General features: G+C 71.0%; 20 protein-coding genes. 15 read left to right on the top strand and 5 right to left on the bottom strand.

Translation table 11 applies throughout. The features are described 5' to 3' along the window. The first annotated feature begins 44 nt into the window (after nucleotides 1-44). The 8 genes from ACF08M_RS11200 to ACF08M_RS11165 all read left to right on the top strand — a co-directional run bounded on the left by ACF08M_RS11200 (nucleotide 45) and on the right by ACF08M_RS11165 (nucleotide 11,819). The gene (locus ACF08M_RS11200; protein WP_392184959.1) at nucleotides 45-1,679 is read left to right on the top strand and encodes a PQQ-binding-like beta-propeller repeat protein; all 1,635 of its coding nucleotides are present in this window, start codon (nucleotides 45-47) and stop codon (nucleotides 1,677-1,679) included. A gap of 400 nt (nucleotides 1,680-2,079) precedes the next feature. Beyond that, entirely contained in the window at nucleotides 2,080-3,978 is a 1,899-nt protein-coding gene (locus tag ACF08M_RS11195) for a PQQ-binding-like beta-propeller repeat protein (RefSeq protein WP_392184958.1), read from the top strand. Nucleotides 3,979-4,108: 130 nt separating this feature from the next. Continuing rightward, nucleotides 4,109-6,109 (top strand): PQQ-binding-like beta-propeller repeat protein, encoded by a 2,001-nt coding sequence (locus ACF08M_RS11190; protein ID WP_392184957.1) that lies wholly within the window; start codon nucleotides 4,109-4,111, stop codon nucleotides 6,107-6,109. Between the two features lie 215 nt (nucleotides 6,110-6,324). Continuing rightward, complete coding sequence (locus ACF08M_RS11185) at nucleotides 6,325-7,044, top strand: LuxR C-terminal-related transcriptional regulator (protein ID WP_392184956.1); 720 nt, start codon at nucleotides 6,325-6,327, stop codon at nucleotides 7,042-7,044. A gap of 494 nt (nucleotides 7,045-7,538) precedes the next feature. Further along, complete coding sequence (gene galT, locus ACF08M_RS11180; protein ID WP_392184955.1) at nucleotides 7,539-8,582, top strand: galactose-1-phosphate uridylyltransferase; 1,044 nt, start codon at nucleotides 7,539-7,541, stop codon at nucleotides 8,580-8,582. Further along, nucleotides 8,579-9,559 (top strand): UDP-glucose 4-epimerase GalE, encoded by a 981-nt coding sequence (gene galE, locus ACF08M_RS11175; RefSeq protein WP_392184954.1) that lies wholly within the window; start codon nucleotides 8,579-8,581, stop codon nucleotides 9,557-9,559. Before galT ends, galE begins: the two co-directional genes overlap by 4 nt. Then, the gene (gene galK, locus ACF08M_RS11170; RefSeq protein ID WP_392184953.1) at nucleotides 9,556-10,722 is read left to right on the top strand and encodes a galactokinase; all 1,167 of its coding nucleotides are present in this window, start codon (nucleotides 9,556-9,558) and stop codon (nucleotides 10,720-10,722) included. Before galE ends, galK begins: the two co-directional genes overlap by 4 nt. Nucleotides 10,723-11,036: 314 nt before the next feature. Continuing rightward, a complete protein-coding gene (locus tag ACF08M_RS11165) occupies nucleotides 11,037-11,819 on the top strand; it encodes a LuxR C-terminal-related transcriptional regulator (RefSeq protein ID WP_392184952.1) in 783 nt (260 codons plus the stop codon). Between the two features lie 256 nt (nucleotides 11,820-12,075). Here the strand turns inward: ACF08M_RS11165 and ACF08M_RS11160 are convergent, their stop codons facing one another. Continuing rightward, nucleotides 12,076-12,609, bottom strand: a complete 534-nt coding sequence (locus tag ACF08M_RS11160) for a helix-turn-helix domain-containing protein (RefSeq protein WP_392185064.1) — start codon at nucleotides 12,607-12,609, stop codon at nucleotides 12,076-12,078. A 189-nt stretch (nucleotides 12,610-12,798) separates the two neighbouring features. Here ACF08M_RS11160 and ACF08M_RS11155 point away from each other — a divergent pair, with 189 nt between their 5' ends. From ACF08M_RS11155 to ACF08M_RS11135, 5 genes are read left to right on the top strand one after another with little or no spacing between them, the layout of a single operon-like run. Further along, nucleotides 12,799-14,256, top strand: coding sequence for a Na+/H+ antiporter NhaC family protein (locus ACF08M_RS11155; RefSeq protein WP_392184951.1), 1,458 nt, complete (start codon nucleotides 12,799-12,801; stop codon nucleotides 14,254-14,256). Nucleotides 14,257-14,304: 48 nt separating this feature from the next. Beyond that, nucleotides 14,305-15,243 (top strand): dihydrodipicolinate synthase family protein, encoded by a 939-nt coding sequence (locus ACF08M_RS11150; RefSeq protein ID WP_392184950.1) that lies wholly within the window; start codon nucleotides 14,305-14,307, stop codon nucleotides 15,241-15,243. Then, complete coding sequence (locus ACF08M_RS11145) at nucleotides 15,236-16,438, top strand: NAD(P)/FAD-dependent oxidoreductase (RefSeq protein ID WP_392184949.1); 1,203 nt, start codon at nucleotides 15,236-15,238, stop codon at nucleotides 16,436-16,438. Before ACF08M_RS11150 ends, ACF08M_RS11145 begins: the two co-directional genes overlap by 8 nt. Then, nucleotides 16,435-16,725, top strand: coding sequence for a 2Fe-2S iron-sulfur cluster-binding protein (locus ACF08M_RS11140; RefSeq protein ID WP_392184948.1), 291 nt, complete (start codon nucleotides 16,435-16,437; stop codon nucleotides 16,723-16,725). Before ACF08M_RS11145 ends, ACF08M_RS11140 begins: the two co-directional genes overlap by 4 nt. Beyond that, a complete protein-coding gene (locus ACF08M_RS11135; protein WP_392184947.1) occupies nucleotides 16,725-18,215 on the top strand; it encodes an FAD-dependent oxidoreductase in 1,491 nt (496 codons plus the stop codon). Before ACF08M_RS11140 ends, ACF08M_RS11135 begins: the two co-directional genes overlap by 1 nt. Here ACF08M_RS11135 and ACF08M_RS11130 read toward each other — a convergent pair. Further along, nucleotides 18,177-18,671 (bottom strand): MarR family winged helix-turn-helix transcriptional regulator, encoded by a 495-nt coding sequence (locus tag ACF08M_RS11130; RefSeq protein WP_392184946.1) that lies wholly within the window; start codon nucleotides 18,669-18,671, stop codon nucleotides 18,177-18,179. The two genes, ACF08M_RS11135 and ACF08M_RS11130, sit on opposite strands and share 39 nt — an antisense overlap. 87 nt (nucleotides 18,672-18,758) lie before the next feature. On the opposite strand from ACF08M_RS11130, the gene ACF08M_RS11125 reads away from it, so the two are divergent. Next, nucleotides 18,759-19,559, top strand: coding sequence for a trans-aconitate 2-methyltransferase (locus ACF08M_RS11125; RefSeq protein ID WP_392184945.1), 801 nt, complete (start codon nucleotides 18,759-18,761; stop codon nucleotides 19,557-19,559). Nucleotides 19,560-19,571: 12 nt separating this feature from the next. Here ACF08M_RS11125 and ACF08M_RS11120 read toward each other — a convergent pair whose 3' ends face one another. The 3 genes from ACF08M_RS11120 to ACF08M_RS11110 all read right to left on the bottom strand — a co-directional run bounded on the left by ACF08M_RS11120 (nucleotide 19,572) and on the right by ACF08M_RS11110 (nucleotide 21,950). After that, nucleotides 19,572-20,174 carry a Uma2 family endonuclease gene (locus ACF08M_RS11120; protein WP_392185063.1) on the bottom strand — a complete coding sequence of 201 codons (603 nt, stop codon included), beginning with the start codon at nucleotides 20,172-20,174 and terminating at the stop codon, nucleotides 19,572-19,574. A 91-nt stretch (nucleotides 20,175-20,265) separates the two neighbouring features. Then, nucleotides 20,266-20,952, bottom strand: coding sequence for a TetR/AcrR family transcriptional regulator (locus ACF08M_RS11115; RefSeq protein ID WP_392184944.1), 687 nt, complete (start codon nucleotides 20,950-20,952; stop codon nucleotides 20,266-20,268). Continuing rightward, a complete protein-coding gene (locus ACF08M_RS11110) occupies nucleotides 20,949-21,950 on the bottom strand; it encodes an acyl-CoA desaturase (RefSeq protein ID WP_392184943.1) in 1,002 nt (333 codons plus the stop codon). The genes ACF08M_RS11115 and ACF08M_RS11110 overlap by 4 nt, the downstream gene beginning before the upstream one ends. A 337-nt stretch (nucleotides 21,951-22,287) precedes the next feature. Between ACF08M_RS11110 and ppc the strand changes: the two genes are divergently transcribed. Further along, nucleotides 22,288-25,017 carry a phosphoenolpyruvate carboxylase gene (gene ppc / locus ACF08M_RS11105; protein WP_392184942.1) on the top strand — a complete coding sequence of 910 codons (2,730 nt, stop codon included), beginning with the start codon at nucleotides 22,288-22,290 and terminating at the stop codon, nucleotides 25,015-25,017. Nucleotides 25,018-25,041 lie beyond the last annotated feature (24 nt).

Here is a 25,041-nt window from a genome sequence, read left to right as displayed (position 1 = left end):
GTCCTTACGGAACTCCCGCGCGGCCTGGCCCCTACAACCCGCCCGTGCAGCCGGGCCCGTACAACCCGCCCGCGCAGCCCGGCCCGTACAACCCGCCCGTGCAGCCGGGGCCGTACGGGGTCCAGCAGCCCGGCCCGTACCAGGTCCCCGCACAGCCCGCCCATGGTTATCCGCAGCAACCGCGGACGCCCGTTCCGGGCGGTCCCTCCCGCGGCCCGTTCCGGGGCAGGCCCGCAGTGATCATCGGGGCGGCCCTCGCCGCGCTCCTGGTCGTCGGCGGCGGTGTCTACCTCGGCACGGGCGGGGGCGGGAAGGGCAAACCCCTTGCCGAGGCGAGCGCGGAGAGCACCGATGACGGGCAGCCGAGCGCGCCGCCGTCGGCCAAGGGGCCGGACGAAGCGGAACGCACCAAGGAACGTGCCGAGGCCGACGCCCGGGAGACCTTGGACCTCAACGCCGGGCGCAAGCCGGGCGAAGCGCGGGTGGACTGGCTCCAGACCAACGCCGTCGACCTGCCGCGCTCCGGCGGCGACGCGTTCGGCCCCTGGGTGTTCGGCGACACGGTCGTCAGGGGCATGTACCGCACGCTCTCGGGCTATTCCGTGGCCGACGGTGAACAGCGGTGGTCCCTGAAGTTCGGCACGAACATCTGCGCGGCGCCCACCGGGGCGTCGACCGACGGCAAGCTCGTCGTCGGTCTCATGAACGGCACGTCGGGCAAGGCCGACTGCGCGGACCTCCAGATGGTCGACCTGAGGACCGGCGAGGCGGGCTGGAAGAAGTCCGTCGACCGGAAAGGTGTGCTGGACCTGCTGTCGGACCTCGCCATGGGGATCAGCGGCGATGTCGTCACCTTCGGCCGCACCAGCGCGAGCAACGCCTACCGGGTCGCGGACGGCACGGAACTGAACATCAAACAGCCGGGCAACTGCCAGCCCTTCGCCTTCGCGAGCGGCCCTCGGATGATCGCCGCCACGAGCTGCCCGACGGCCGACGCCGATGTGCGCAACGACCAGGTGCAGGAGTTCGATCCGGCCACCGGCAAGCCGAAGTGGACGTACAAGGTCAAGACCGGTTGGCAGGTGGACCACTTCTACTCGGTCAGCCCGCTCGTGGTGTCGCTCAAGAAGCACGGTCAGTGGGGCATCGTCGCCCTGAACGAGAACGGCACCTACCGGTCCCAGATGGCGGGCAAGGGCGACTACGCGGTGAGGTGCTCGGAGGAGTACGCGTCGACCATCAGGAAGAACATCGACGGATGCATCGGTGCGGCGGCCGACGCGAACACGTTCTATCTGGCGACCAAGCAGGTGCAGAGCAACACCGCACCCAACAACGCGGTCGTCGCCTTCGACCTGGCCTCCGGCAAGGAGAAATGGAGTGTGAAGTCCCCGGTCGGCCAGACCGTCCAGCCGCTGCGGATGGCGGGCTCCGATCTGTTGGTCCAGATCGAGGCCACCTACCGCAGGAGCGGCGGCCTCGCCACCATCGCGCCCTCCGGCGGCGCTCTGCGGACGCTGCTGCGGTACCCGGCCTCGACGTCCCGGGTCGAGAGCAGCCTCTTCCTCCCCGTGGTCGTCTACGCGGGCGGCCGTTCCTTCGTCATGAACTCGGCGGTGAGGGAGCAGAACGACAAGGAGGAGCTGAAGGCGAAGACCCTGATCGTCTTCGGTGAGTGAGTGAGTGAGTGAGTGAGTGAGTGAGCGAGCGAGGGAGGGGCCGGAGGGGGCCGGACGGGCCCCGGAGCGCCGGTAAGGGGTTCGTTCGTGCGAACCGGCGGACGTGCGTGATGAGTTGACGAACGATCACCGTGAGTGCCGTCCAGAACCGTCCCCCAGCCGCGTAACGGCGGCATCACGAGGCGGTTCACCCTTGGGAACAGGGGGCGGACCGGCCCGGTGCCCGGGGTGTTGCGGGTGGTACAAAGAAGCCCCGCTCGACTGTTTTGACGCCGCGGAACTCATGCCCGATTCGCTCCTTTCCCAGCGGAATTCGGGGGTCTTGCCGGACCCCGTGAGCCCTGTGGAATCGCGGGGGAGACCGGAACGGGCACCGGACCGCACGAAGGGGGACGTGCTGATGACCCAGCCGCCCAGCCAGCAACCGCCGCAGGGAGGCTTCGGCGCACCGCAGGAGCCGCCGCAGGGAAGTCCTCAGCCGCCGCTGCCCCAGGGACCGCCGCCTGCCCAGGCGCCGCAGACGCCGCCCGCCCAGCCGCCCACGGTGCCGGCCGCTCCGCAGACCCCGCCGCCCGCCCAGCCCGGTTACGGCCACCCGCAGGCGCCCGGCCAGTCCCCGGGGTACGGCCATCCCCAGCAGCCGGGCCCGTACAACCAGCCGCCGCCCGGTCCGTACAACCAGCAGCCGGGCCCCTACGCCCAGCAGCCCGGCCCGTACAACCAGCAGCAGCCCGGCCCGTACGGTCAGCAGCAGCCGGGCCCGTACAGCCAGCAGCCCGGTCCGTACGGTCAGCCGGCGCAGCCCGGTTTCGGCTACCCGCAGCAGCAGTACCCCGGCGCACCGGCCTCCGGCCCCGGCGGCTCCTCCAAGCGCAAGCCCGCGCTGATCATCGGTGCCGCGGTCGTCGCACTCCTGGTGACAGGCGGCGGCATCTTCATGGCCGTGAGCGGGGGCGGCGACGACAAGAAGCCCGTGGCGGAGAAGAACGGCGATGTCGAGCCGAGCGGCTCGCCCTCGGTCGACCAGGGCAACGGCAACGGCGACGGCCGCGAGGACGACGAGGACCTCAACGCCGGTCGCAAGGAGGGCGAGGCGAAGGTCCTCTGGCTGCAGAAGAACGACATCGATCTGCCGCGCAACGGCTCGGACGTGTACGGCCCCTGGGTCGTCGGTGACACCGTCGTCAAGGGCATGTACCGCACCGTCTCCGGCTACTCCGTGGCCGACGGCAAGCAGAAGTGGACGCTGAAGCTGCCCGCCGACGTGTGCGCGGCGCCCTCGCAGCCCACCACCGACGGCAAGATCGTCATCGGGGTCAAGAACGGCACCACCGACAAGGCGAACTGCGCGGACCTCCAGATGATCGACCTCAACACCGGCAAGGCCGGCTGGAAGAAGTCGGTCAAGCAGAACGGCGTCTGGGACCTGATGACGGACATCTCGCTCGCCATCAGCGGAGACACCGTGACGGCCGGGCGCACCGGCAACTCCAACGCCTTCCGGGTCAGCGACGGCAAGGAGCTGTTCGGCAAGCAGCCGGGCAGCTGCCAGCCGTTCGCCTTCGCGAGCGGGCCCAAGCTGATCGCCGCCTCCAACTGCCGCACCGACGACGTCAACAACCCGCAGCACCAGATCCAGGAGCTCGACCCGGTCACCGGGAAGCCCAGGTGGACGTACCGGCCCAAGCGCGGCTGGGAGATCGACCGGGTCTACTCGGTGAGCCCGCTGGTGATCTCCCTGAAGAAGGACAAGCAGTGGAGCATCCTCGCGCTCAAGGAGAACGGCTCACTCCGCTCCGGACTCGTCAGTGACAAGGGCGACACGTTCGCGCCGGACTGCGGCAGCACCTTCTCCATCTTCGGCAAGTCCCTGGACGGTTGCACCGGCGTCGCCGCCGACGCCAACACGTTCTACATATCGACCTCGCCGGACTCCAGCAGCCTCGCCCGTACGAACAAGGTCGTGGCGTTCGACCTGAACACCGGCAAGCCCAAGTGGAAGGCCGCCGCCCCGGCCGAGCGCATGGTGAAGCCGCTGCGCATGGAGGGCGGCAACGTGCTGCTCTACGTGGAGGCCGGATACAACAAGGGCGGCGGGATCGCCACCCTCGCGCCGGCCGGCGGCACGGTGCAGATGGTGCTGAAGCACCCCGTGTCGGCGTCCACGACCGAGAGGTCCTTCTACAACTCGAAGATCGTCTACGCGGGCGGCCGTTCCTTCATCGTGAGCGGACGGGTCAGTGCGCGGAACGACCAGGAAGAGCTGGAGACGAAGACCATGATGGCCTTCGGCAACTGACGGTTCACCACGGCTCTCGACGGCACCGGGCCGTCGGCGCCCGACGGCTCACGACCGGCAGCGGCCGAAGCACCCCCGACCGCTGTCGGTCCCGACCCACCGACTCCCTTTCCCCAGAGGTACGTACGCCATGACGCAGCCGCCCCAGCCGCCCCAGCCGCCCAACGAACCGCCCCAGGGCGGGTTCGGTGCCCCGCAGGACCCCCCGCCGGATGGATTCGGCGCACCGCAGGACCCCCCGCCGGATGGATTCGGCGCACCGACCCCGCCGCTCACCGGCCCGTTCGGCAAGCAGCCGGACACCCCGCCCGCGGGCGGGTTCGGTGCCCCGCAGCCCCCGCCGCAGGCCGGCAACCCGCAGACCCCGCCGCCCGCGGGCGTACCACAGCAGCCGGTCCCCGGGTACGGCTATCCGCAGGCCGGGCCCCCGCAGCCGGGCTACGGCTATCCGCAGGCCGGCCCCCCGCAGCCGGGCTACGGCTACCCGCAGGCCGGGCCCCCGCAGCCCGGCTACGGCTACCCGCAGGCGCCGGTCCCCGGCCAGCCGCAGCAGGGCTACGGCTTCCCGCAGGGGCTGCCGCCCGGTCAGCCGCCCCTGCAGGGGTACGGCTACCCGACCACCCCGATGCAGCAGCAGTACCCGCCGCAGCAGAACGGGGGCGGGAACGGCGGCAAGAAGTTCTCCACCCAGATGCAGATCATCGTCGCCGCGTCGGTCGCCGTCGTGCTGATCGTCGCCGGGGGCGTCTGGTTCGCCTCCAGCGGCGGTGACGACGGCAAGAAGGAAGAGGCGTCCCGGTCCAGCGGCGGCACCGCCGAGGGCAAGGACGGCGGCACGGGAGGCGCGGTCGGCGGCGGGAAGGAGAAGGCACCGGCGGACCCCAAGTCCAAGGTCGCCTTCCAGCTGCCGGAGCCCAAGGTGACCGAGGTCACCAAGGTCAACGGTTCCTGGCTGACCGACAAGGCGTACGTGAAGAGCGGGCTGAACGAGATCGTCGGCTACGACCTGGCCAAGGGCACCAAGCTGTGGTCCATACCGCTGGCCGGTCAGCTCTGCGCCGCCTCCCGGCACATGTCCGAGGACTTCAAGACGGCCATCGCCTTCGAGGCGGGCAAGCCGACCAAGGCCAAGAAGTACCAGCCGTGCAACCAGGTCGGCGCGCTCGACCTGAACACCGGCAAGCTGATGTGGAGCAAGTCGGTGACCGCCGCCACCAGCGGTGACGAGCCGGTCAGGTACAGCGAGGTCACGCTCAGCGGCACCACGGTCGCCGCGGCCGGCACCGAGGGCGGCGCCGCGTTCGACCTCAACACCGGCGCCGAGCGCTGGAAGCCCAAGGTCTCCACGGACGGCTGCTACGACGCCGGTTACGCCGGCGGCGAGGCCCTCGCCGTCGTCCGCAAGTGCGGTACGTACGACGACCCGCAGCTCGTCGTCCAGGCGCTGAACCCGGCCACCGGCGCCCCGCTCTCCTCGTACAAGATGCCGCCCGGCGTCGACTTCGCGAGCATCGTCTCCACCAAGCCGCTGGTCGTCGCGGCCGACGTCGGCGACACCGCCGGTGACGGCAGCGGCATCTCGGACTTCTTCTCGATCGACGCCTCCACCGGCAAGCTGCTCACCCGGATCGCGGCGGACGGCGAGAAGTACGCGGCGCGCTGCGCCTCCACCCAGGTCGAGAGCTGCCAGAAGCTGGCCGTCGGCAACAACCGCATCTACGTGCCGACCGAGGACCACGAGGGCACCGGCGAGTACGGCGACACCAACGAGATCGTCTCCTTCGACCTCACCACGGGCAAGCCGACCAGTGACCGGGCCGACGCGGGCGACCGCTACACGATGTACCCGCTCCGCATGGACGGCGGCAACATCATCGCGTACAAGAGGCCCCCCTACGACAAGGGCGGCCAGATCGTCTCCATCGACGGTTCCACCTTCAAGCAGACCGTGCTGATGGAGAACCCGGGCGAGGAGTCCGTCCGCGACGCCGAGAACAGCTTCTCCGGGGACTACGCCGAGATGATCTACTCCGCCGGCCATCTGTTCATCTCGCAGACGATGCTCAGCAAGCCGAGCGGGAGCTCGCTGGACGACAAGGAGTACCTCGCCGTCTCCTTCGCCACCGGCTGATCCCTGCGCGGTACCGGTGACCCGGCCCTGCCGGTCGATCATTCGACCGGCAGGGCCGATCGGTTTCCGCCTGCCGGGCAGCCCTGGATGGCACATAATCCGACACTCCCGGGGCCTTCTGCCGGGTAAGGGGTCCGCGGCGTCGAACAAGCGTGTAGCTTGCCGGGGCAGGGCGGGCCGGGGGGCCTGGCGCCGGTGCTACGGGGGTGTGCTGGATGAGCGTGCGGCTCATGGTGGTCGATGATCACCGACTGCTCGCCGAGGCGCTCGCCTCGGCGCTGAAACTGCGCGGCCACCGGGTGCTCGCGGCTGCCGCCCCGACCACGGGGGCGGCGGAGCTGGTGGTCAGCAGGGCGCCGGAGGTCTGCCTCTTCGGCACCGCGGCCCCGGCCGAACCGGGGGCCTTCGACCCGATCGTACGGATCCGGCGGGAGCGCCCGCAGGTGGCCGTGGTGGTGCTCGGTCCGGTGCCCAGCCCGCGCGGGATCGCTGCGGCCTTCGCCGCGGGCGCCGCGGGATACGTCCGCCACGACGAGCGCATGGAGGGCGTCGAACGGGCGGTGGCCAGGGCGCGTGCGGGAGAGGCCGCGGTGGCGCCGCAACTGCTCCAGGGCGCCTTCGCCGAGCTGCTCAATCCGGCCGCGGCGCCGGACGACGAGGGACAGCGGCTGCTGGAGCTGCTGACCCCGCGCGAGGTCGAGGTCCTGGTACGGGTCGCCGAGGGCGAGGACACCCGGCTGATCGCGGCCGGAATGCGCATCGCGTCGAGCACCGCGCGCACGCATGTGCAGCGGGTGCTGATGAAGCTGGGCGTCGGCTCCCGGCTGGAGGCCGCGGCGCTCGCGGCCCGCACGGGACTGCTGGACCGGGCGGCGCCGCTGGGCCGGCCGCTCGACGAGCCCCTCGGCGAGAAGGGGGCCGACGGCATCGGGTGACGCCGCCGGCCCCGCCGAAGACCGCGCGTCGGCCGTGGGTCGTGGGCCGCGGGGCATGGGCCGTCGGCCGGGCCAGGGCCTCGGGGCTCCGGGGCTCCGGGGCTCCGAAGAGCGTGACGGCGACCAAGGCCAGCGCACCGGCGACGGAGCCGACGCCCCAGTGGACGGGGGTGCCATGACCCCCTGCCCGTAGATCACGAAGTGATCGGCCGTCGCGGCGATGGCACCCGCGACCGGAACTCGGACCCGGGACCCCGGACACAGCTTCCGGGCGCAGCCCCCAGGCGCAGCCCCCGGACCTGGGGCCCGCCCTCGTCCCCGAACCCCGGCCTCCGGTCCCCGGCCTCCGGTCCCCGGCCTCCGGCCTCCGGACGCAGGCGCGGGGAGGCCCTGATCACCGGTGCTCCGCGTCCACCGCTCACGCCGTCGGCAGTCTCATTGACGCGTCTGTTGATTTGTGGTTCATTGTGTTTGTTTATGTTTGGAGGAACCTGGTGAAGAAGACGGTTACGACGCTCGCCGACGGCCGGGAGCTGCTCTACTACGACAGCCGTGACGATGTCGTGCGCGACGCCGTCGACCGGCGGCCCCTCGACCCCGTTTCGACCTCATCCGAGATCCGTCGTGACCCGTTCCTCGGCGACAGCGTCGCCATCGCCTCGCACCGTCAGGGCCGCATCTACCACCCGCCGGCCGACGAGTGCCCGCTCTGCCCCTCGCGGGACGGCCGGCTGAGCGAGATCCCCGAGGCGGACTACGACGTAGCCGTCTTCGAGAACCGCTTCCCCTCGCTCGCCGGCGACTCCGGCCGCTGCGAGGTCGTCTGCTTCACCTCCGACCACGACGCGTCGTTCGCCGACCTCACCGAGGACCGGGCCGCCCTGGTCCTGGATGCCTGGACCGACCGCACCGCCGAACTCGCCGAACTCCCGCAGGTCGAGCAGGTCTTCTGTTTCGAGAACCGGGGCGCCGAGATAGGTGTCACGCTCGGCCACCCGCACGGGCAGATCTACGCGTACCCCTTCGTCACCCCGCGCACCGAGCTGATGTTCCGCTCCATGGCGGCCCATCGCGCCGAGACCGGCGGCAATCTCTTCGACGACGTGGTGGCCCGCGAGGAGGCGGACGGTTCCCGGATCGTCATCGCCGGCGAGCACTGGGTCGCCTTCGTGCCGTACGCGGCGCACTGGCCGTACGAGGTGCACCTCCACCCCCGCCGCCGCGTTCCCGACCTGCGGGGGCTGGGCGAGGCCGCGCGCACGGAGTTCCCACAGATCTATCTGGAACTCTTGAGGCGATTCGACCGGATCTTCGGCCCCGGCGAGCCGCCGACCCCGTACATCTCGGCCTGGCACCAGGCCCCGTTCCGGGCCCCCGGCCGGGAGGACTTCGGGCTCCATCTGGAGCTTTTCACCATCCGACGCACCTCCGGCAAACTGAAGTTCCTCGCGGGTTCCGAATCCGGCATGAACGTGTTCATCAACGATGTGCCGCCGGAAGCCGCGGCCCAGCGACTGCGAGAGGTAGCGAGCGAGTGAGCAAGCCCCAGAAGAAGTACCTGGTCACGGGCGGCGCGGGATATGTCGGCAGCGTGGTCGCCCAGCACCTGCTGGAGGCCGGTCACGCGGTCACCGTCCTCGATGACCTCTCGACCGGGTTCCGGGAGGGCGTCCCGGCCGGGGCCGAGTTCATCGAGGGCCGCGTCCAGGACGCGGCGAAGTGGCTGGACGCCTCCTACGACGGGGTGCTGCACTTCGCCGCGTACTCCCAGGTCGGCGAGTCCGTCACGGACCCGGAGAAGTACTGGGTGAACAACGTCGGCGGGTCCGTCGCGCTGCTCGCCGCGATGCGGGACGCGGGGGTCCGGACCCTGGTCTTCTCCTCCACCGCCGCCACCTACGGCGAACCGGTCACCACCCCCATCACCGAATCCGACGCGACCGCGCCCACCAACCCCTACGGTGCCACCAAGCTCGCCGCCGACCACATGATCACCGGCGAGGCGGCCGCCCACGGACTGGCGGCGGTCTCGCTGCGCTACTTCAACGTGGCCGGGGCGTACGGAAGTTACGGGGAGCGGCACAGCCCCGAATCACACCTCATCCCGCTGGTCCTCCAGGTCGCGCTCGGGCAGCGCGAGTCGGTCTCCGTGTACGGCGACGACTATCCGACCCCCGACGGCACCTGCGTCCGCGACTACATCCATGTCGCCGACCTCGCCGAGGCCCACCTGCTGGCCCTGGGCGCGGCCACCGCGGGGGAGCACCTGATCTGCAACCTCGGCAACGGCAGCGGCTTCTCGGTGCGCGAGGTCATCGAGACCGTCCGCGAGGTCACCGGCCATCCCGTCCCGGAGACCGCGGCCCCCCGCCGCGCCGGCGACCCCGCCGTGCTGGTCGCCTCCGCCGCCACCGCGAGGGAGCGGCTCGGCTGGACGCCCTCGCGGGCCGACCTGACCGGAATCGTCTCCGACGCCTGGGCGTTCGCCCGCCGAGAGGAACCCACCGCCCCATGACCGAGAACAGCGAGTTGACCGCCGGCTTCACCGAGCTCTACGGGAACGCCCCCGAAGGGATCTGGGCGGCCCCCGGCCGGGTCAACCTGATCGGTGAATACACCGACTTCAATGACGGCTTCGTGATGCCGCTCGCCCTGCCGCACACCGCGCGCGCCGCCGTCGCCCGCCGCACCGACGGCGAACTGCGGCTCCACTCGACCGATGTGCCGGGCGGCGTCGTCCGGCTCCGGGCCGACGAACTGGCCCCGCACCAGGGGCACGGCTGGGCGGCTTATCCGGCCGGCGTCGTCTGGGCGCTGCGCGAGGCCGGTCACCCGGTCACCGGGGCGGACATCCGGCTGACCTCCACCGTCCCCACCGGCGCCGGGCTCTCCTCCTCCGCGGCCCTCGAAGTCGTCACCGCGTTCGCTCTCAACGACCTCTTCGAACTGGGGCTCTCCGCACAGGAGTTGGCGGTCATCGGCCAGCGCGCCGAGAATGTGTTCGTCGGTGTGCCGTGCGGGGTCATGGACCAGATGGCCTCCGCCTGCTGCACCGAGGGCCACGCCCTGTACCTCGACACCCGCGATCTCACCCAGCGCCAGGTCCCCTTCGACCTGGCCGCCGCCGGACTGCGGCTGCTCGTGGTCGACACCCAGGTCAAGCACGCCCTCGGCGACGGCGCGTACGCGGAGCGGCGGGCCGGCTGCGAGGCGGGCGCGGCGGCGCTCGGCATACGTACCCTGCGCGAAGTGCCGTACGACGGCCTCGGCGCGGCCCTGGACACCCTGGCCGCGGCCGGGGTCGACGAGTCCGTGGTGCGCTGCGTGCGCCATGTGGTCGGCGACAACGAGCGGGTGGAACAGGTCATCGCGCTGCTCGACGCGGGCGACGTGCGGGCCGCGGGCCCGGTGCTCAACGCCGGGCACGCCTCGCTCCGCGACGATCTGAGGGTTTCCTGCCCGGAGTTGGACCTGGTGGTGGCTGCGGCGAACGAGGCCGGGGCGCTCGGCGCGCGGATGACCGGTGGCGGCTTCGGCGGCTCGGCGATCGTCCTGGTGGAGGAGGAGCGGGCGGACGCGGTCGCCAAGTCCGTGCCGGCGGCGTTCGCTGCGGCGGGGTACGCGGCACCGCGGATCTTCCCCGCGGTTCCTTCGGCGGGTGCCCGGCGCCTCCACTGAGGTTCTCCGCTCCGGGGCGGAATACGGGCCACGTCCCGGGTGCGGCCGGCACCGGTCAACTGTGGTCAGGTGTATGCCAGTTCTGCCAATTGCCTTCCACAACGGCCGCGCGGCCGTACGCTGATGGACGGTACCGGTGGGGGCCGGTGCCGATTCAGGGGTACGGGACAGTCGGGTACGGCGCCCGGGGGCGGGTGGCGGTCGGCACACGGCGGCGGCCGTGGGGCTGCGGTCCATCTCCCCGATCCGGGCGGCCGTACCCGCGCTGTTGCGGCCCTTCGTCGGGCCGGGGGTGGCCCAGCAACAGAGGCGGCATGGGGGTGCCTGTGGTTCGTATCCGGGTTCTCGTGGTGGACGACCACCGTATTTTCGCCGAGTCGCTCGCGGCGGCGCTCGCGGTCGAGCCGGACGTCGAAGTGGCGGCGGCGGGCAGTGGCCCCGCTGCCCTGCGCTGTCTGGAGCGGGCCGCCGCCGAGGGGCGCGGTTACGACGTGATGCTGGTCGATGCCGAGCTGGGCATCCGGTCCGGGGCGGGGGGCCGCCGGGCACCCGTCCCGGTGCCCCGGGGCGGAGAGGACGCCCCGGTGGACGGCATCTCGCTGGTCGCCGGGGTCCGTTCGGGCGGGCCTTCCGTGCACACGGTGGTGCTCGCGGAGAAGGACGACCCGGTGCGGGCCGCGCTGGCGCTGCAGGCCGGGGCCTCGGGCTGGGTGGCCAAGGACTGCTCGCTGCAACGGCTGCTCACGGTCGTCCGGGGGGTGCTGCGCGGCGAGACGCATCTGCCCCCCGCCCTGCTCACGGGCGTGCTGCGGGAGTTGACGGCGGCGCGCAAGCACCGCACCGAGAGCGAGCGGCTGGTCGAGTCGCTGACCCCGCGCGAGCGCGAGGTGCTGCGCTGCATGGTGGCGGGCCTGGGGCGCAAGGCGGTGGCGGAGCGGCTCTATCTCTCCCCGCACACGGTGCGTACCCATATGCAGAACGTGCTGGGGAAGCTGGGCGTGCACTCGACGCTGGCGGCGGTCGCACTGGCCCGGCGGGCGGGTGTCGGGCCGGTCGATCTGGAACCGGCCGGCGCCCTGGTCCGGCTGGAGCGTTAGGGCCTTTCGTTTGGATCATGCCGGGCTCGCGGGGCCTGGCACGCACTCCCCCAAGGCCTTAAGGGCCAGGGGGGACCCCCCTCCGCGTTGTCGTCACTCGCCAGGGCTCCTTCCCCAAGCTCTCGGCTCCGCTCGAGCAGGGGAGACCCCATCCGACTCCCTCCTCCGCCTTGCGATCGCACGCACCAGGTCCCGCTCCCTGATCCGGCCTGATCCAAACGAAAGGCTCTAGCTGATCAGTTCGTGATCAATGCAGTCAGGGCGTGGGCGGTGTCACCGACGCCAGGTAGGTCGCCGGCTCGTTCGTGTTGTTGGTGTAGCGGTGGGGTTGTGTGGCGTCGAAGGTCAGCGCCTCACCCGCTTGTACGTCGTAACGCTGATCGGCGACGTGCACGGTGACCGTGCCGGTGATGACGTAGGCGCACTCGACCGCGGTATGCCCCCACTCCTCGTCGCTGGACGCCTGGCCCGGTTCGAGGGTGCCGAGGAGGACTTCGAGCTGGCCGTTGCCCGGAGTCAGGCGTTCGTACTGCACGAGGCCCTTCGGCATGAGCAGGCGGGAGCGTTCGTGGGGGCGGCTGTGGTGGGCCGTGAGTGGGGCCTGGCCGTGGAACAGCGAGGCGGTCGACGGGCCGAAGGCGGTGCTCAGGGCACGGAGGGTTTTGAGGCTCGGCTCGCGGATGCCCCGCTCGACCTGGCTGAGCAGGGTCGCGGACAGGCCGGTCTGCGCTGCGAGATCGCGCAGGCTGAGTCCCGCTTCCGTCCGTAGGTTGCGTAGCTGGTCTCCCATCACGGTGGTCAGCCTAGCGGAGCTGTGCGCACTCTTGTGTACGCGAGTCACGGGATGCCTTGGGCGTTGCAGCACGTTTTTGCTGGAGAGTCAACGGTTGACAGGCGAGACGCCGTGCATTTCTGTGTACCAGTGTAAATAAGTGCACGCCCGGGTTGTCCTCGGCGTTGTGGAGAGAGGTGCACCACCATGAGCGCCGACCAGCAACTGGTCTTCCGTGGAGGAAGGGCACTGGCGTTCTTGCCGGTCGTCGTGTTCCTCGCGTTCTGTGTCGTCTTCTTCGTCGTGTTCAAGACGTTCGACATGACCGCGCTCGCCGCGGGTGGTGTCGTCGCGCTGCTCGTCGGCGCGTTGTTCGCCAAGCCGTATGCGGCGTACTGGTCCGCCGTGACGAGGGGGATCGGATCGTCCACCGCGGTGACGATCGTGATGATGCTGTTCTGTGTGGGGCTGATGTCCGCCCTGATCAAGGAGACCAACGTCTCCGGCGGGTTCGTGTGGCTGGCTGAACTCCTCGGCGTCAGTGGTGGCACCTTCACTCTGTTCGCGTTCGTCGCGGTGTGCATCATCTCGATGGCGACGGCGTCGTCCATCGGGACGATGTTCACGGCGTTTCCGATCTTCTATCCGGCCGGCGTGCTCCTCGGCGCCGAACCGGCGTTCCTCGCCGCCGCGATCATCTCCGGCGCGATCTTCGGAGACAACGTCGCCCCGATCTCCGACACGACCGTCATCTCGTCGTCGACGCAGACGTTCCGCCGGAAGTCCGGCACCGCGGATATCGCCGGAGTCGTACGCAGCCGCGCCCGCTTCGCCTTCACGGCGGCAACCGTCGCGGCTGCCGGCTTCTTCATGCTGGGGTCGTCGGGCCGCTCGAGCGACTCGGCGCACTCGCAGGAGCTGCTGGAGAAGGCCGCCGACCCGCTCGCGCTGGTGATGCTCATCCCCGTCGCGCTCATGCTCACCGTGGCGCTGCTGACCCGCGACATCTTCAAGGCGGTCACGGTCGGGCTGGTGACCGGGATCGTCACCGGCCTCGCCTCGGGCCTGCTCACCCTTGAGGGCATCATCGGCGTCACCGAGGGGGCGCCCACCGGATTCCTGATCTCAGGCGTCAGCGGCATGCTCAGCGTGATCGCTCTGGTGGTGACCGTGTTCGGCATCATGGGCGTACTCACCGCCGCGGGCATCCTCGACTGGCTGGTGAGCGCCCTCACCCGAAGCCGCCTGTCCCGCACCCCGCGTGGTGCCGAGTTCGCGATCGGCATCGGCATCTCGGGCACCACGCTCCTGTTCGGCGGCGTGAACTCGGCCGCGATGCTCACGTTCGGCCCGGTTGCCGATGAGATCGGCGCCCGCGTCGGCCTGCACCCCTACCGCCGGGCGGTCGTCATGGACTGCTTCGCGATGGGGATCGCCGCCATCGTCCCCGTCCTGAGCGCCTATCTGTTCATCGGCGCGCAGCTCACGACCGGGATCAAGGGCGTTCCTGCCCTGGCCACAACGGAGATCTTCGTCGCGATGCTCTACCCGCTCGTCCTCACCGTCGTCATGGTCGTGGCGGCCGCAACCGGCTGGGGCCGCCGTTTCGAGGGCGCGGACGGTGCCGAACTGAAGCGGCCCGAGAGCACGCCGGCCCTGGTCTGAGCAGCACACCCAGCAAACACCGCAGGACGAACGGTCATTGGAGCACCCATGGATCGCAACACAGTCAACTGGCGCGGCTACATCCCCGCCATCACCACACCGTTCACCCGCGACGGCGCGCTCGACACCGACGCGTTGCATGTGCAGGTGGCTTGGCTCGCCGACGAGGGCATCCAGGGCGCGATCCTGGCCGGCACCAGCGGCGAGTGGTTCTCCCTGTCCGAGAAGGAACGCGCGGAACTGTTCGCGGCGGGCGCCGAGCACCGCAGCGGCGCCTTCCCCGTCCTCGGCGCCTGCAACGCGTTCACCCCGCGCGAGGCGATCGCCCACGCCCGCGCCGCTCAGGCGGCGGGCCTGGACGGCATCCTCCTCACCCCTCCGCCCTACATCGTGCCCAACCGGAAGGAGATCGTCGCGTTCTACCGGGCGGTGAGCGATGCCACCGACATCCCGATGACCGTGTACAACTGGCCGCGCGGCTGCGTCGTGGACATGGACGTGGACCTGCTGGCCGAGCTCACGCAGATCGAGAACGTCGTCGCGATCAAGAACTCGACGGGAGACTTCGCGAGCTTCCTCGCCGGGATGTATGCGCTGGAGGGCGAGGTGCGCTACTTCGGTCTGCCCACCAACGCGCTCGGCGCCGACCTCGCGATGCTCGGCCACGGTGACGGCCTGATGGGAACGGGCGGCATCCTCGGCCGCGACCAGGCCGACTTCTGGAACGCCGTCGACGCCGGGGACCGGGAGCGCGCGGTCCGCCTGGGCCACAAGGACCGCGTCTACATGGACGCGTGGTTCCGTCCCGACTACGGCGTGCAGTTCGGCAACCAGCAGGCGATCATCAAGACCGCGCTGCGGCTGCGCGGCATCCCCGCGGGGTTTGTGCGGGCGCCGCTGCTCGAGCTCACGCCGGGCGAAGTCGCCCGCGTCGAGGCGACCTTGCACGAGCTCGGCATCGAGACAGTGTCCCTCGCCGATGACTGAGCGCTACGACGTCGTCGTCGTCGGCGGCGGCCTGCTCGGCTGCCTCACCGCGTGGATGGCCGCCCGCGATGGTGCGCAGGTGCTCCTGGCCGACAAGGACCAGGTGAACCAGCACGCCTCGGGACAGAACGCCGGGAGCCTGCACTTCCAGCTCGAATACCGGATGGTCGAGGCGGGCGAGGAGGCCGCGCGCGTCGCGGCGGAGGCGATGCCGCTGCATCTGGACGCCGCCGCGATGTGGTCGCGCCTGGAGGACGAGATCAAAGAGCCGCTCGGCGTGCGCCAGACGGGCGGGCTCATGGTCGCCGAGAACGCCGACCAGGTCGGGATGCTTGAGTTCAAGGCGGAGCTGGAACGCTCCTGGGGCCTGGACGTGCGCACGCTCGACCGCGCCGAACTCGACGCCGCCGCACCGTACCTGTCACGGGACATCGTCGCGGCCAATTACAGCCCGCTGGAAGGAAAAGCGGACGCCCGCATCGCCGCTCCCGCGGTCGGCCGCGCCGCCATCGCGGCCGGGGCGACGGTGCGCGCCCGCTCCCGTCTGGTCGGCGCGCACCGCGTCCCGGCCGGCTGGGACGTCACCCTCCAGGAGACCGGCCGCGAGGGAGACGAACGGGCCCGCACCGTGCGGGCCGCCGCGGTCGTGCTCGCCGCCGGCGTGTGGACGACCGAGCTCGGCAGGGTCTTCGACGCCGACCTGCCCACCGTCCCCCTCGCCCTCACGATGACCGTCACCTCGAAGATCCCCCCGTTCATCCCCCACCTCGTCCAGCACGCCGGCGCGCGCCTGTCGCTCAAGCAGTCACTCGACCACACGGTCCTCATCGGCGGTGGATGGCCGGCCCGGCTGATGAGGGACGCGCACGGCGCCCCGGCGTTCGACCGCAAGCACCAGCTCATCCCGCAGTCGATCGCCGGCAACGCGCGCGCGGCCGTGAACACCGTTCCCGCACTGGAGCGGGTCCCCGCCGTGCGCAGCTGGGTCGGCGCGACCACGGTCGCACCCGACCAGCTCCCGCTCGTCGGCGCGGTCAAGGGCGCGCCGGGCGTGTTCGTCGCCACCGGCGGATCGGCGTTCACTCTCGGGCCGAGCTTCGCCCGGGTGCTGACCGGCCTCATCGCCGGGCGCTCACCCGACATCGACCTCGCACCCTACGACCCGGCCCGCTTCGCGGAAGGGAGCACCTCATGATTACGGGCGATGCCTGGCGCCGCACCGCACACGAGCGCGGCGACACCGTGACGATCACCGTCGACGGCGAACCGGTCCGCGCCTGTACGGGCGAGACGGTAGCCGCGGCCATGCTCACCGCAGGGGCCGCGTTCGAACAAGACCGCAACCGGGCACCTCGGGCGCCGCTGTGCAACATGGGCACGTGCTTCGAGTGCGCCGCCACCGTCGATGGCCGGCCACTGACCCGCACCTGCCTCGTCCCGGCGCGCGCGGGCATGGTCATCGACACACCAGGGAGGCTGTGATGTTCGATCTCGCGATCATCGGCGCGGGACCGGCGGGCATGTCGGCGGCGCTCACCGCAGCCGATCACGGTCTGACGGTCGTCGTCATCGACGAGCAGCAGCAAGCGGGCGGGCAGATCTTCCGCCAGCCGCCCAAGACCTTCCCGGGAAGTGTCCTGCACCCCACCGCCGGCTACGGCTGGGCCACCGACCTCATCCGGCGCTTCGAGACGGACCCGCGCCTGACGACGGAGTTCGGCTGGTCGGCAATCGGTGTCCTGCACGACGACGCAGCCCCGGATGCTCTGCGCGTGGCGGTCAACCACCCGGAACACGGCACTCGCGTAATCGGCGCGCGCCGACTGCTGATTGCCACCGGCGCCTACGACCTTCCCATTGCCTTCCCCGGCTGGACGCTGCCCGGCGTCATGACCGCCGGCGCCGCCCAGACCCTCGTCAAGGCACAGAAGATCGCGCCCGTCGGCGATGTCGTGCTGGCCGGCGCGCATCCGCTGCTGCTGCTTGTGGCCGACCTGCTCGTCCGCGACGGCGTCCCGGTGCGCGAGGTCGCCTTCGCGCAGAGCATCCCGACACCGGCGGACCTGCGCCACGCCCTGGGCGCCGTACCCGGTCATCTGCGGATGCTCGCAGAGACGGGCGCGATCGTGGCGCGACTGGTGCGCAAGGGCGTCCGCGTCTCGCCCCGGACCATCGTGACGGCCGCCCACGGCACGGAACACGTTTCCCGGGTCGAACTCGCCCGGGTCGACCGGCGATGGAAGGTGACGGGCGTACGCCGTGAGGTCGCCGCATCGCATCTCGTGCTCGGGTACGGCTTCTCCGCGTCGACGGAACTCGCCCGCCAGATCGGATGCGACCTCGTCTTCGACTCGCCACGGGGCGGCTGGGTGGTCGCACACGACGAACGACTGGAGACATCCGTTCCCGGAGTGTTCGTCGCCGGTGAGCCCACCGGCGTCGCCGGCGCCGACCAGTCCCGCGCCGAGGGCGTGCTCGCGGGCCTCGGGATCGCCGCCGGCCTCGGGCGCACCGTGCCCCCAGCGGCGTTCGTTGAAGCGGAACGCGGTATCCGCACCGCGTCACGATTCTCCACCGTGGTGCAACGCATGTTCGAACCGGTCCGCGAGGCACTCGGCGACCTCGCGACACCGGAAACCACTGTCTGCCGATGCGAGTTGGTCACGCGTGGCGCCCTCGACGACTTCCTCGCGTCGTCACCGTTCGTCAGCAGCGTCAACGCCGTCAAGCTCTCCTGCCGCACGGGCATGGGCCCCTGTCAGGGGCGCTACTGCGAAAGCAGCGTCGGCACGATCCTTGCCTCGGCACGCGAGCAGCCGATCGGCCTCGGCGGACGCTTCTCCGCCCACCTGCCGGTCAAACCCGTGCCCGTCGGAGACCTCCGAGCCCTTGATGCGGTCCCCGAGCGGCCCGCTCCGGACGGACCGGACGTCCTAGGGGATGTTGTCGAACGGGGCGGTCAACTGGCGTAGCAGTCCGGCCAGTTCGCCTCGCTGCTGAGTGGAGAGCTCGCTCAGGATGGCGCGCTCCTGGGCGAGCAGCCCGGCCAGTGACTGGTCGGCCTTGTCGCGCCCTTCGGCGGTGAGCCGGACCAGCACGCCGCGGCGGTCGCTGGGGTCGGGGAGCCGCTCGACGAGGTTCTTCTTGGCCAGCCGGTCGATGCGGTTGGTCATCGTGCCCGAGGTGACCAGGGTCTGGGTGAGCAGTTGGCCGGGGGAGAGCTGGTAAGGGGCACCGGCGCGGCGCAGTGACGTCAGTACGTCGAACTCCCACGGCTCCAGGTGGTGTTCAAAGAAGGCGATCCGGCGGGCCCGGTCCAGGTGGCGGGCCAGGCGGGAGACCCGGCTGAGCACCTCGAGTGGTTCCACGTCGAGGTCGGGGCGCTCGCGGCGCCATGCAGCGACCAGTCGGTCGACCTCGTCCTCCATGTGGATCAGTGTAGAGGGTCTGTCGACATGAAGTCTCTTGAATTCAAGTGTCTTGACATCAAGATAACTTCTGGCGATCCTGTCCGCATGACCGCACCCACCTGGGATCCGCAGCAGTATCTGCGCCACGCGGACCATCGCACCCGCCCCTTCCACGACCTCCTGGCCCGCGTCACCGAGCCTCCGGCCGCCCCCGCACCCCGTATCGCCGACCTCGGCTGCGGCGCGGGAAACGTCACCGTCCTGCTCGCCGACCGCTGGCCGGAGGCCCGGATCACCGGCTACGACAACTCCCCGCAGATGCTGGAGCGGGCGCGGGCCCACGCCGGCCCCCTCCTGGACTTCGCCGAGGCCGACGCCGCGACCTGGACCCCTCGGGAGCCGTACGACCTGATCGTCTCCAACGCCCTGCTCCAGTGGGTCCCGGACCACACCGCCCGCTTCCCGGTCTGGCTGGACGCGATCACCCCCGGCGGGACGTTCGCCTTCCAGGTCCCCGGCAACTTCCACCAGCCCAGCCACGTCCTGATGCGGGAACTCGCCGAGTCCCCGCGCTGGCGCGACCGCCTGCGCGGCGAACTGCGCCACGCCGACGCCGTGCTCGGCCCGGCCGCCTACCTCGACGCGCTGACGGCCCCCGGCATCACGGCGGACGTCTGGGAGACGACGTATCTGCATCTGCTGCACGGCGCGGACCCGGTGCTCGACTGGGTGAAGGGCACCGGCCTGCGCCCCGTCCTGACCGCCCTGGCCGACGACCCAGAGGCCCGCGAGGCGTTCCTCGCCGACTACCGCGACCTGCTGCGCACCGCCTACCCCGCGGGCCCGCACGGCACGGTCTTCCCGTTCCGCCGCATCTTTGCCGTCGCTCGCAAGGAGACGCGGTGATCACCGCCGTCGTCAGAGCCGGTCGAGCGCGTCCGGCGTGATGTCGATGTCGATTGCGAACGGAACACCGGTCTTCAGCCGGTCGTGGTGGATCCCGGTCAGCGCGTACGCCTTGGACAGCGGGTCCAGCTCGTAGACCCGCACCACCGGGTGCTGGTCGCTGCCGGCCGTCTCGACCAGCCAGAAGTTCGGGATACCGGCCGCCGCGTACTTCTGCGGCTTGGCGTGGCGGTCGCGGGCCTCGGAGTCGGGGGAGACGAACCCGACGGCGAGGAGGACGTCGGCGGCCTGGAAGCGGGTCTGCTCAAGGTCGGTGACGGCGTCGGCGCGGACGACGGAGATGTCCGGCTCGGGGCCGTTGCGCCGGTCCAGTACAACGGTCATCTCGCGCTCGGCCTTCAGATCCTGCGGGACGGTGGCGCGCAGGCCATTCATCAGAAGGTCGATCATCTTGGCGTGGAAACGCCGCTGTGGACTCACAAAAACCAGGCTCCCGTCGAGCAGTTCGGTGTGCGGCGGGAGATCGGTCAAGGTGAACAGATCGTCCACCGTGTATCCGTCCTGCGGCGGCACCGGCCAGCGGGAGCTGTGCGCGGCGATCGGCTCGGCGGTCATGGTTCCTCCCATGGACGGGATTCTTGGCCCTACCGACCACAGTAGAGGCCGTTTTCCCGCGACGTCATCACAATGAGTGACGGGCCCCCGTTCAGCTCCTCCGGTGCCCGATCAGCCGCGGCTTCGCCTCCAGGTTCTCCAGGCCGTGCCAGGCCAGGTTCACCAGATGGGCCGCGACCTCCGACTTCTTCGGCCTGCGGGCGTTGACCCACCACTGGCCGGTCAGGGCGACCATGCCGACCAGGGCCTGGGCGTACAGCGGGGCCAGCTTCGGGTCGAAACCGCGGGCCTTGAACTCCAGGCCCAGGATGTCCTCCACCTGGGTGGCGATGTCGCTGATCAGGGAGGCGAAGGTGCCGGTCGACTGGGCGACGGGGGAGTCGCGGACCAGGATGCGGAAGCCGTCCGTGTACGTCTCGATGTAGTCGAGCAGGGCGAACGCGGCCTGCTCCAGGAGCTCGCGGGGATGGCCCGCGGTCAGGGCGCCGGTGACCATGTCGAGGAGCTGGCGCATCTCGCGGTCGACCACGACGGCGTACAGGCCCTCCTTGCCGCCGAAGTGCTCGTAGACGACCGGCTTGGAAACACCCGCGCGGGACGCGATCTCCTCGACCGAGGTGCCCTCGAAACCCTTGTCGGCGAAGAGGGTGCGGCCGATGTCCAGCAGTTGCTCGCGGCGTTCCTTGCCGGTCATCCGCACCCGGCGGGTGCGCCGGGTGGAGGAGGGACGGGTTTTCTCGCTGCTGGTGCTGGAGTCGGTCGCCACGTCGTCAATCATGCCGCGTCGGCGCGGGGACGGTCGCGCCGGGCGTCGATACGGCGGGACGCGACGCGGGCGGAGTCCGGCCAGCGCACGTCGGACGCCCAGCCCAGCTTCTCGAACCAGCGGATCAGCCGGGCGCTCGAATCGACCTGCCCCCTCACCACCCCGTGCCGCGCGCTCGTCGGGTCCGCGTGGTGCAGGTTGTGCCAGGACTCGCCGCAGGACAGCACCGCGAGCCACCACACGTTCCCGGACCGGTCACGGGACTTGAAGGGACGTTTGCCGGCCGCGTGGCAGATGGAGTTGATCGACCAGGTGACGTGGTGCAGCAGCGCCACCCGGACGAGAGAGCCCCAGAAGAAGGCGGTCGCCGCGCCCCACCACGACATCGTCACCAGACCGCCCACCAGCGGCGGAAGCAGCAGCGAGGCGGTGGTGAAGGCGAGGAAGTGGCGGGAGATCCCGCGGATCGCCGGGTCCTTGATCAGGTCGGGGGCGTACTTCTGCTGCGGGGTCTGCTCCTCGTCGAACATCCAGCCGATGTGCGCCCACCACAGGCCCTTCAGCAGGGCGGGGAGGCTCTCGCCGAACCGCCACGGCGAGTGCGGGTCGCCCTCCGCGTCGGAGAACCGGTGGTGCCTGCGGTGGTCGGCCACCCAGCGCACCACCGGGCCCTCCACGGCCAGCGAACCCGCGACGGCCAGGGCGATGCGGAGCGGGCGCTTCGCCTTGAAGGAGCCGTGGGTGAAGTAGCGGTGGAAGCCGACCGTGATGCCGTGGCAGCCGATGAAGTACATCGCCACGAGCAGGCCCACATCGAGCCCGCTCACGCCCCGGCCCCAGGCCAGCGGAACCGCGGCGACCAGTGCCACGAACGGCACCACGATGAACAGCAGGAGGGCGATCTGCTCGACCGGCCGTTTCCTGTCCCCGCCGAGCGTGGCGGAGGGAAGGGGCTGACCGTCGGCCGCCGACGGCCGGGCGTCGCCGATCACGGAGGGGCTGGTGTTCATGGGGAGTCCCCCGGGGATGAGGAGTACGAAGGATGGCTGCGGCTACGCATCCGTAACCTACGGTTACGTAAGTATGACAGCGGGGAGGTCCGTGGCACGAGAGCGCGACGGGCCGCCCCCCGAAGGGAGACCCGAACGGGGCGCGAGCGTCGCCGACGGCGCGGACACCTATCCTGGTGGGGTCGGACAGCGCGGTCCGCACTCTGCTTTCCCGGGGTGGCGTCAGCACCGCTGCCGACCGCGGCCTCGGAGACACCCTGCCCGCCCGTCTCCCACCACCCTTGTCGGGAGTCGCTTCGCGACACACCTCCTCATCCACTGCAAGGAGCCGCACACTGTGAGCAGTGCCGACCAGACCCCTGCCGCCAGCCCCGAGCTGCGCGCCGACATCCGCCGCCTCGGCGACCTGCTGGGCGAGACCCTCGTACGCCAGGAGGGCCAGGAACTCCTTGACCTCGTCGAGCGGGTCCGCGCCCTGACCCGCACCGACGGCGAGGCCGCGGCCGAACTCCTCGGCGACACGGACCTGGAGACCGCCGCGCAGCTCGTGCGCGCCTTCTCCACCTACTTCCACCTCGCCAACGTCACCGAACAGGTCCACCGCGCCCACGAGATGCGGGACCGCCGCGCCGCCGAGGGCGGGCTCCTCGCCCGTACCGCCGACCGGCTGAAGGACGCGGACCCGGAGCACCTGCGCGAGACCGTCAGGAACCTCAACGTACGGCCCGTCTTCACCGCGCACCCGACCGAGGCCGCGCGGCGCTCCGTGCTGAACAAGCTCCGCCGCATCGCCGAGCTGCTGGAGACACCCGTCATCGACGCCGACCGGCGCCGCCAGGACCTGCGGCTCGCCGAGAACATCGACCTCATCTGGCAGACCGACGAACTGCGCGTGGTCCGGCCCGAACCGGCCGACGAGGCCCGCAACGCCATCTACTACCTCGACGAGCTGCACGCCAATGCCGTCGGGGACGTACTGGAGGACCTGGCGGCCGAGCTGGAGCGGGTCGGCGTCGACCTGCCCGCGGGCACCCGCCCCCTCACCTTCGGCACGTGGATCGGCGGTGACCGCGACGGCAACCCCAACGTGACGCCCGCCGTCACCCGGGAAGTGCTGATCCTCCAGCACGAGCACGGCATCACCGACGCGCTGGAGCTCGTCGACCACCTGCGCGGGCAGCTCTCCAACTCCATCCGCTACACCGGCGCCACCGACGAGCTGCTGACCTCGCTCCAGGCCGACCTGGAGCGGCTCCCCGAGATCAGCCCGCGCTACAAGCGGCTGAATGCCGAGGAGCCGTACCGCCTCAAGGCCACCTGCATCCGGCAGAAGCTCGTCAACACCCGCGAGCGCCTCGCCGGCGGCACCCCGCACCGCCCCGGCTGCGACTACCTCGGCACCGCCGAACTCCTCGCCGACCTGGCGCTCATCCAGACCTCCCTGCGCGAGCACCGCGGCGGCCTGTTCGCCGACGGCCGGATGGACCGCACCATCCGTACGCTCGCCGCGTTCGGCCTCCAGCTCGCCACCATGGACGTACGCGAGCACGCGGACGCCCACCACCACGCCCTCGGCCAGCTCTTCGACCGGCTCGGCGAGGAGTCCTGGCGCTACGCCGACATGCCGCGCGACTACCGGCAGAAGCTGCTCGCCAAGGAGCTGCGCTCGCGCCGCCCGCTCGCCCCGACCCCGGCCCCGCTGGACGCCGCGGGCGAGAAGACCCTCGGCGTCTTCCACACCATCAAGGAAGCCTTCGAGCGGTTCGGCCCCGAGGTCATCGAGTCCTACATCATCTCCATGTGCCAGGGCGCCGACGACGTCTTCGCAGCCGCCGTCCTGGCCCGCGAGGCGGGCCTGATCGATCTGCACGCCGGCTGGGCCAAGATCGGGATCGTCCCGCTCCTGGAGACCACCGACGAACTGCGCGCCGCCGACGTCATCCTCGACGAGATGCTCGCCGACCCCTCGTACCGCCGGCTCGTCTCGCTCCGCGGCGACGTGCAGGAGGTCATGCTCGGATACTCCGACTCCTCCAAGTTCGGCGGCATCACCACCTCGCAGTGGGAGATCCACCGGGCCCAGCGCCGGCTGCGCGACGTCGCGCACCGCTACGGCGTACGGCTGCGGCTCTTCCACGGCCGCGGCGGCACCGTCGGCCGCGGCGGCGGCCCCTCGCACGACGCGATCCTCGCGCAGCCGTGGGGCACCCTCGAAGGCGAGATCAAGGTGACCGAGCAGGGCGAGGTCATCTCCGACAAGTACCTCATCCCCGCGCTCGCCCGGGAGAACCTGGAGCTGACCGTCGCGGCCACCCTCCAGGCCTCCGCGCTGCACACCGCGCCCCGCCAGTCCGACGAGGCCCTCGCCCGCTGGGACGCGGCGATGGACACCGTCTCGGACGCCGCGCACGCCGCGTACCGCAGGCTGGTCGAGGACCCGGACCTGCCCGCGTACTTCTTCGCCGCCACCCCGGTCGACCAGCTCGCCGAGCTGCACCTCGGCTCGCGCCCGTCGCGGCGCCCGGACTCCGGGGCGGGCCTGGACGGGCTGCGGGCCATCCCGTGGGTCTTCGGCTGGACCCAGTCCCGGCAGATCGTGCCCGGCTGGTACGGCGTCGGCTCCGGCCTCAAGGCACTGCGCGAGGCCGGTCTCGACACCGTTCTGGACGAGATGCACGAGCACTGGCACTTCTTCCGGAACTTCATCTCGAACGTGGAGATGACGCTCGCCAAGACCGATCTGCGGATCGCCCGCCACTACGTCGACACGCTCGTCCCCGACGAGCTGAAGCACGTCTTCGCCGACATCGAGGCCGAGCACGCGCTCACGGTCCAGGAGGTCCTCAGGGTCACCGGCGAGTCCGAACTGCTCGGCACCAGCCCGGTGCTCCAGCAGACCTTCGCCATCCGGGACGCCTACCTGGACCCGATCTCCTACCTCCAGGTCTCGCTGCTGGCCCGCCAGCGCGAGGCGGCGGAACGCGGTGAGGCGGCGGACCCGCTGCTCGCCCGGGCCCTGCTGCTCACCGTGAACGGTGTCGCCGCGGGGCTGCGCAACACCGGCTGAGCTTCCGGAGCGCGGGCGCGGTCC

This window comes from Streptomyces sp. NPDC015032 (assembly GCF_043080425.1).
GTDB lineage: Bacteria > Actinomycetota > Actinomycetes > Streptomycetales > Streptomycetaceae > Streptomyces.
The sequence above is the reverse complement of the archived record's forward strand: the minus strand, read 5'-3'. Positions and strand labels throughout refer to the sequence as shown.

Coding starts and splice junctions, on each gene's coding strand:
- ACF08M_RS11195 (WP_392184958.1), top strand. CDS start 2,080: ATGACCCAGCCGCCCAGCCAGCAACCGCCGCAGGGAGGCTTCGGCGCA.
- ACF08M_RS11190 (WP_392184957.1), top strand. CDS start 4,109: ATGACGCAGCCGCCCCAGCCGCCCCAGCCGCCCAACGAACCGCCCCAG.
- ACF08M_RS11185 (WP_392184956.1), top strand. CDS start 6,325: ATGAGCGTGCGGCTCATGGTGGTCGATGATCACCGACTGCTCGCCGAG.
- galK (WP_392184953.1), top strand. CDS start 9,556: ATGACCGAGAACAGCGAGTTGACCGCCGGCTTCACCGAGCTCTACGGG.
- ACF08M_RS11165 (WP_392184952.1), top strand. CDS start 11,037: ATGGGGGTGCCTGTGGTTCGTATCCGGGTTCTCGTGGTGGACGACCAC.
- ACF08M_RS11160 (WP_392185064.1), bottom strand. CDS start 12,609: ATGGGAGACCAGCTACGCAACCTACGGACGGAAGCGGGACTCAGCCTG.
- ACF08M_RS11155 (WP_392184951.1), top strand. CDS start 12,799: ATGAGCGCCGACCAGCAACTGGTCTTCCGTGGAGGAAGGGCACTGGCG.
- ACF08M_RS11150 (WP_392184950.1), top strand. CDS start 14,305: ATGGATCGCAACACAGTCAACTGGCGCGGCTACATCCCCGCCATCACC.
- ACF08M_RS11145 (WP_392184949.1), top strand. CDS start 15,236: ATGACTGAGCGCTACGACGTCGTCGTCGTCGGCGGCGGCCTGCTCGGC.
- ACF08M_RS11140 (WP_392184948.1), top strand. CDS start 16,435: ATGATTACGGGCGATGCCTGGCGCCGCACCGCACACGAGCGCGGCGAC.
- ACF08M_RS11135 (WP_392184947.1), top strand. CDS start 16,725: ATGTTCGATCTCGCGATCATCGGCGCGGGACCGGCGGGCATGTCGGCG.
- ACF08M_RS11130 (WP_392184946.1), bottom strand. CDS start 18,671: ATGGAGGACGAGGTCGACCGACTGGTCGCTGCATGGCGCCGCGAGCGC.
- ACF08M_RS11125 (WP_392184945.1), top strand. CDS start 18,759: ATGACCGCACCCACCTGGGATCCGCAGCAGTATCTGCGCCACGCGGAC.
- ACF08M_RS11120 (WP_392185063.1), bottom strand. CDS start 20,174: ATGACCGCCGAGCCGATCGCCGCGCACAGCTCCCGCTGGCCGGTGCCG.
- ACF08M_RS11115 (WP_392184944.1), bottom strand. CDS start 20,952: ATGATTGACGACGTGGCGACCGACTCCAGCACCAGCAGCGAGAAAACC.
- ACF08M_RS11110 (WP_392184943.1), bottom strand. CDS start 21,950: ATGAACACCAGCCCCTCCGTGATCGGCGACGCCCGGCCGTCGGCGGCC.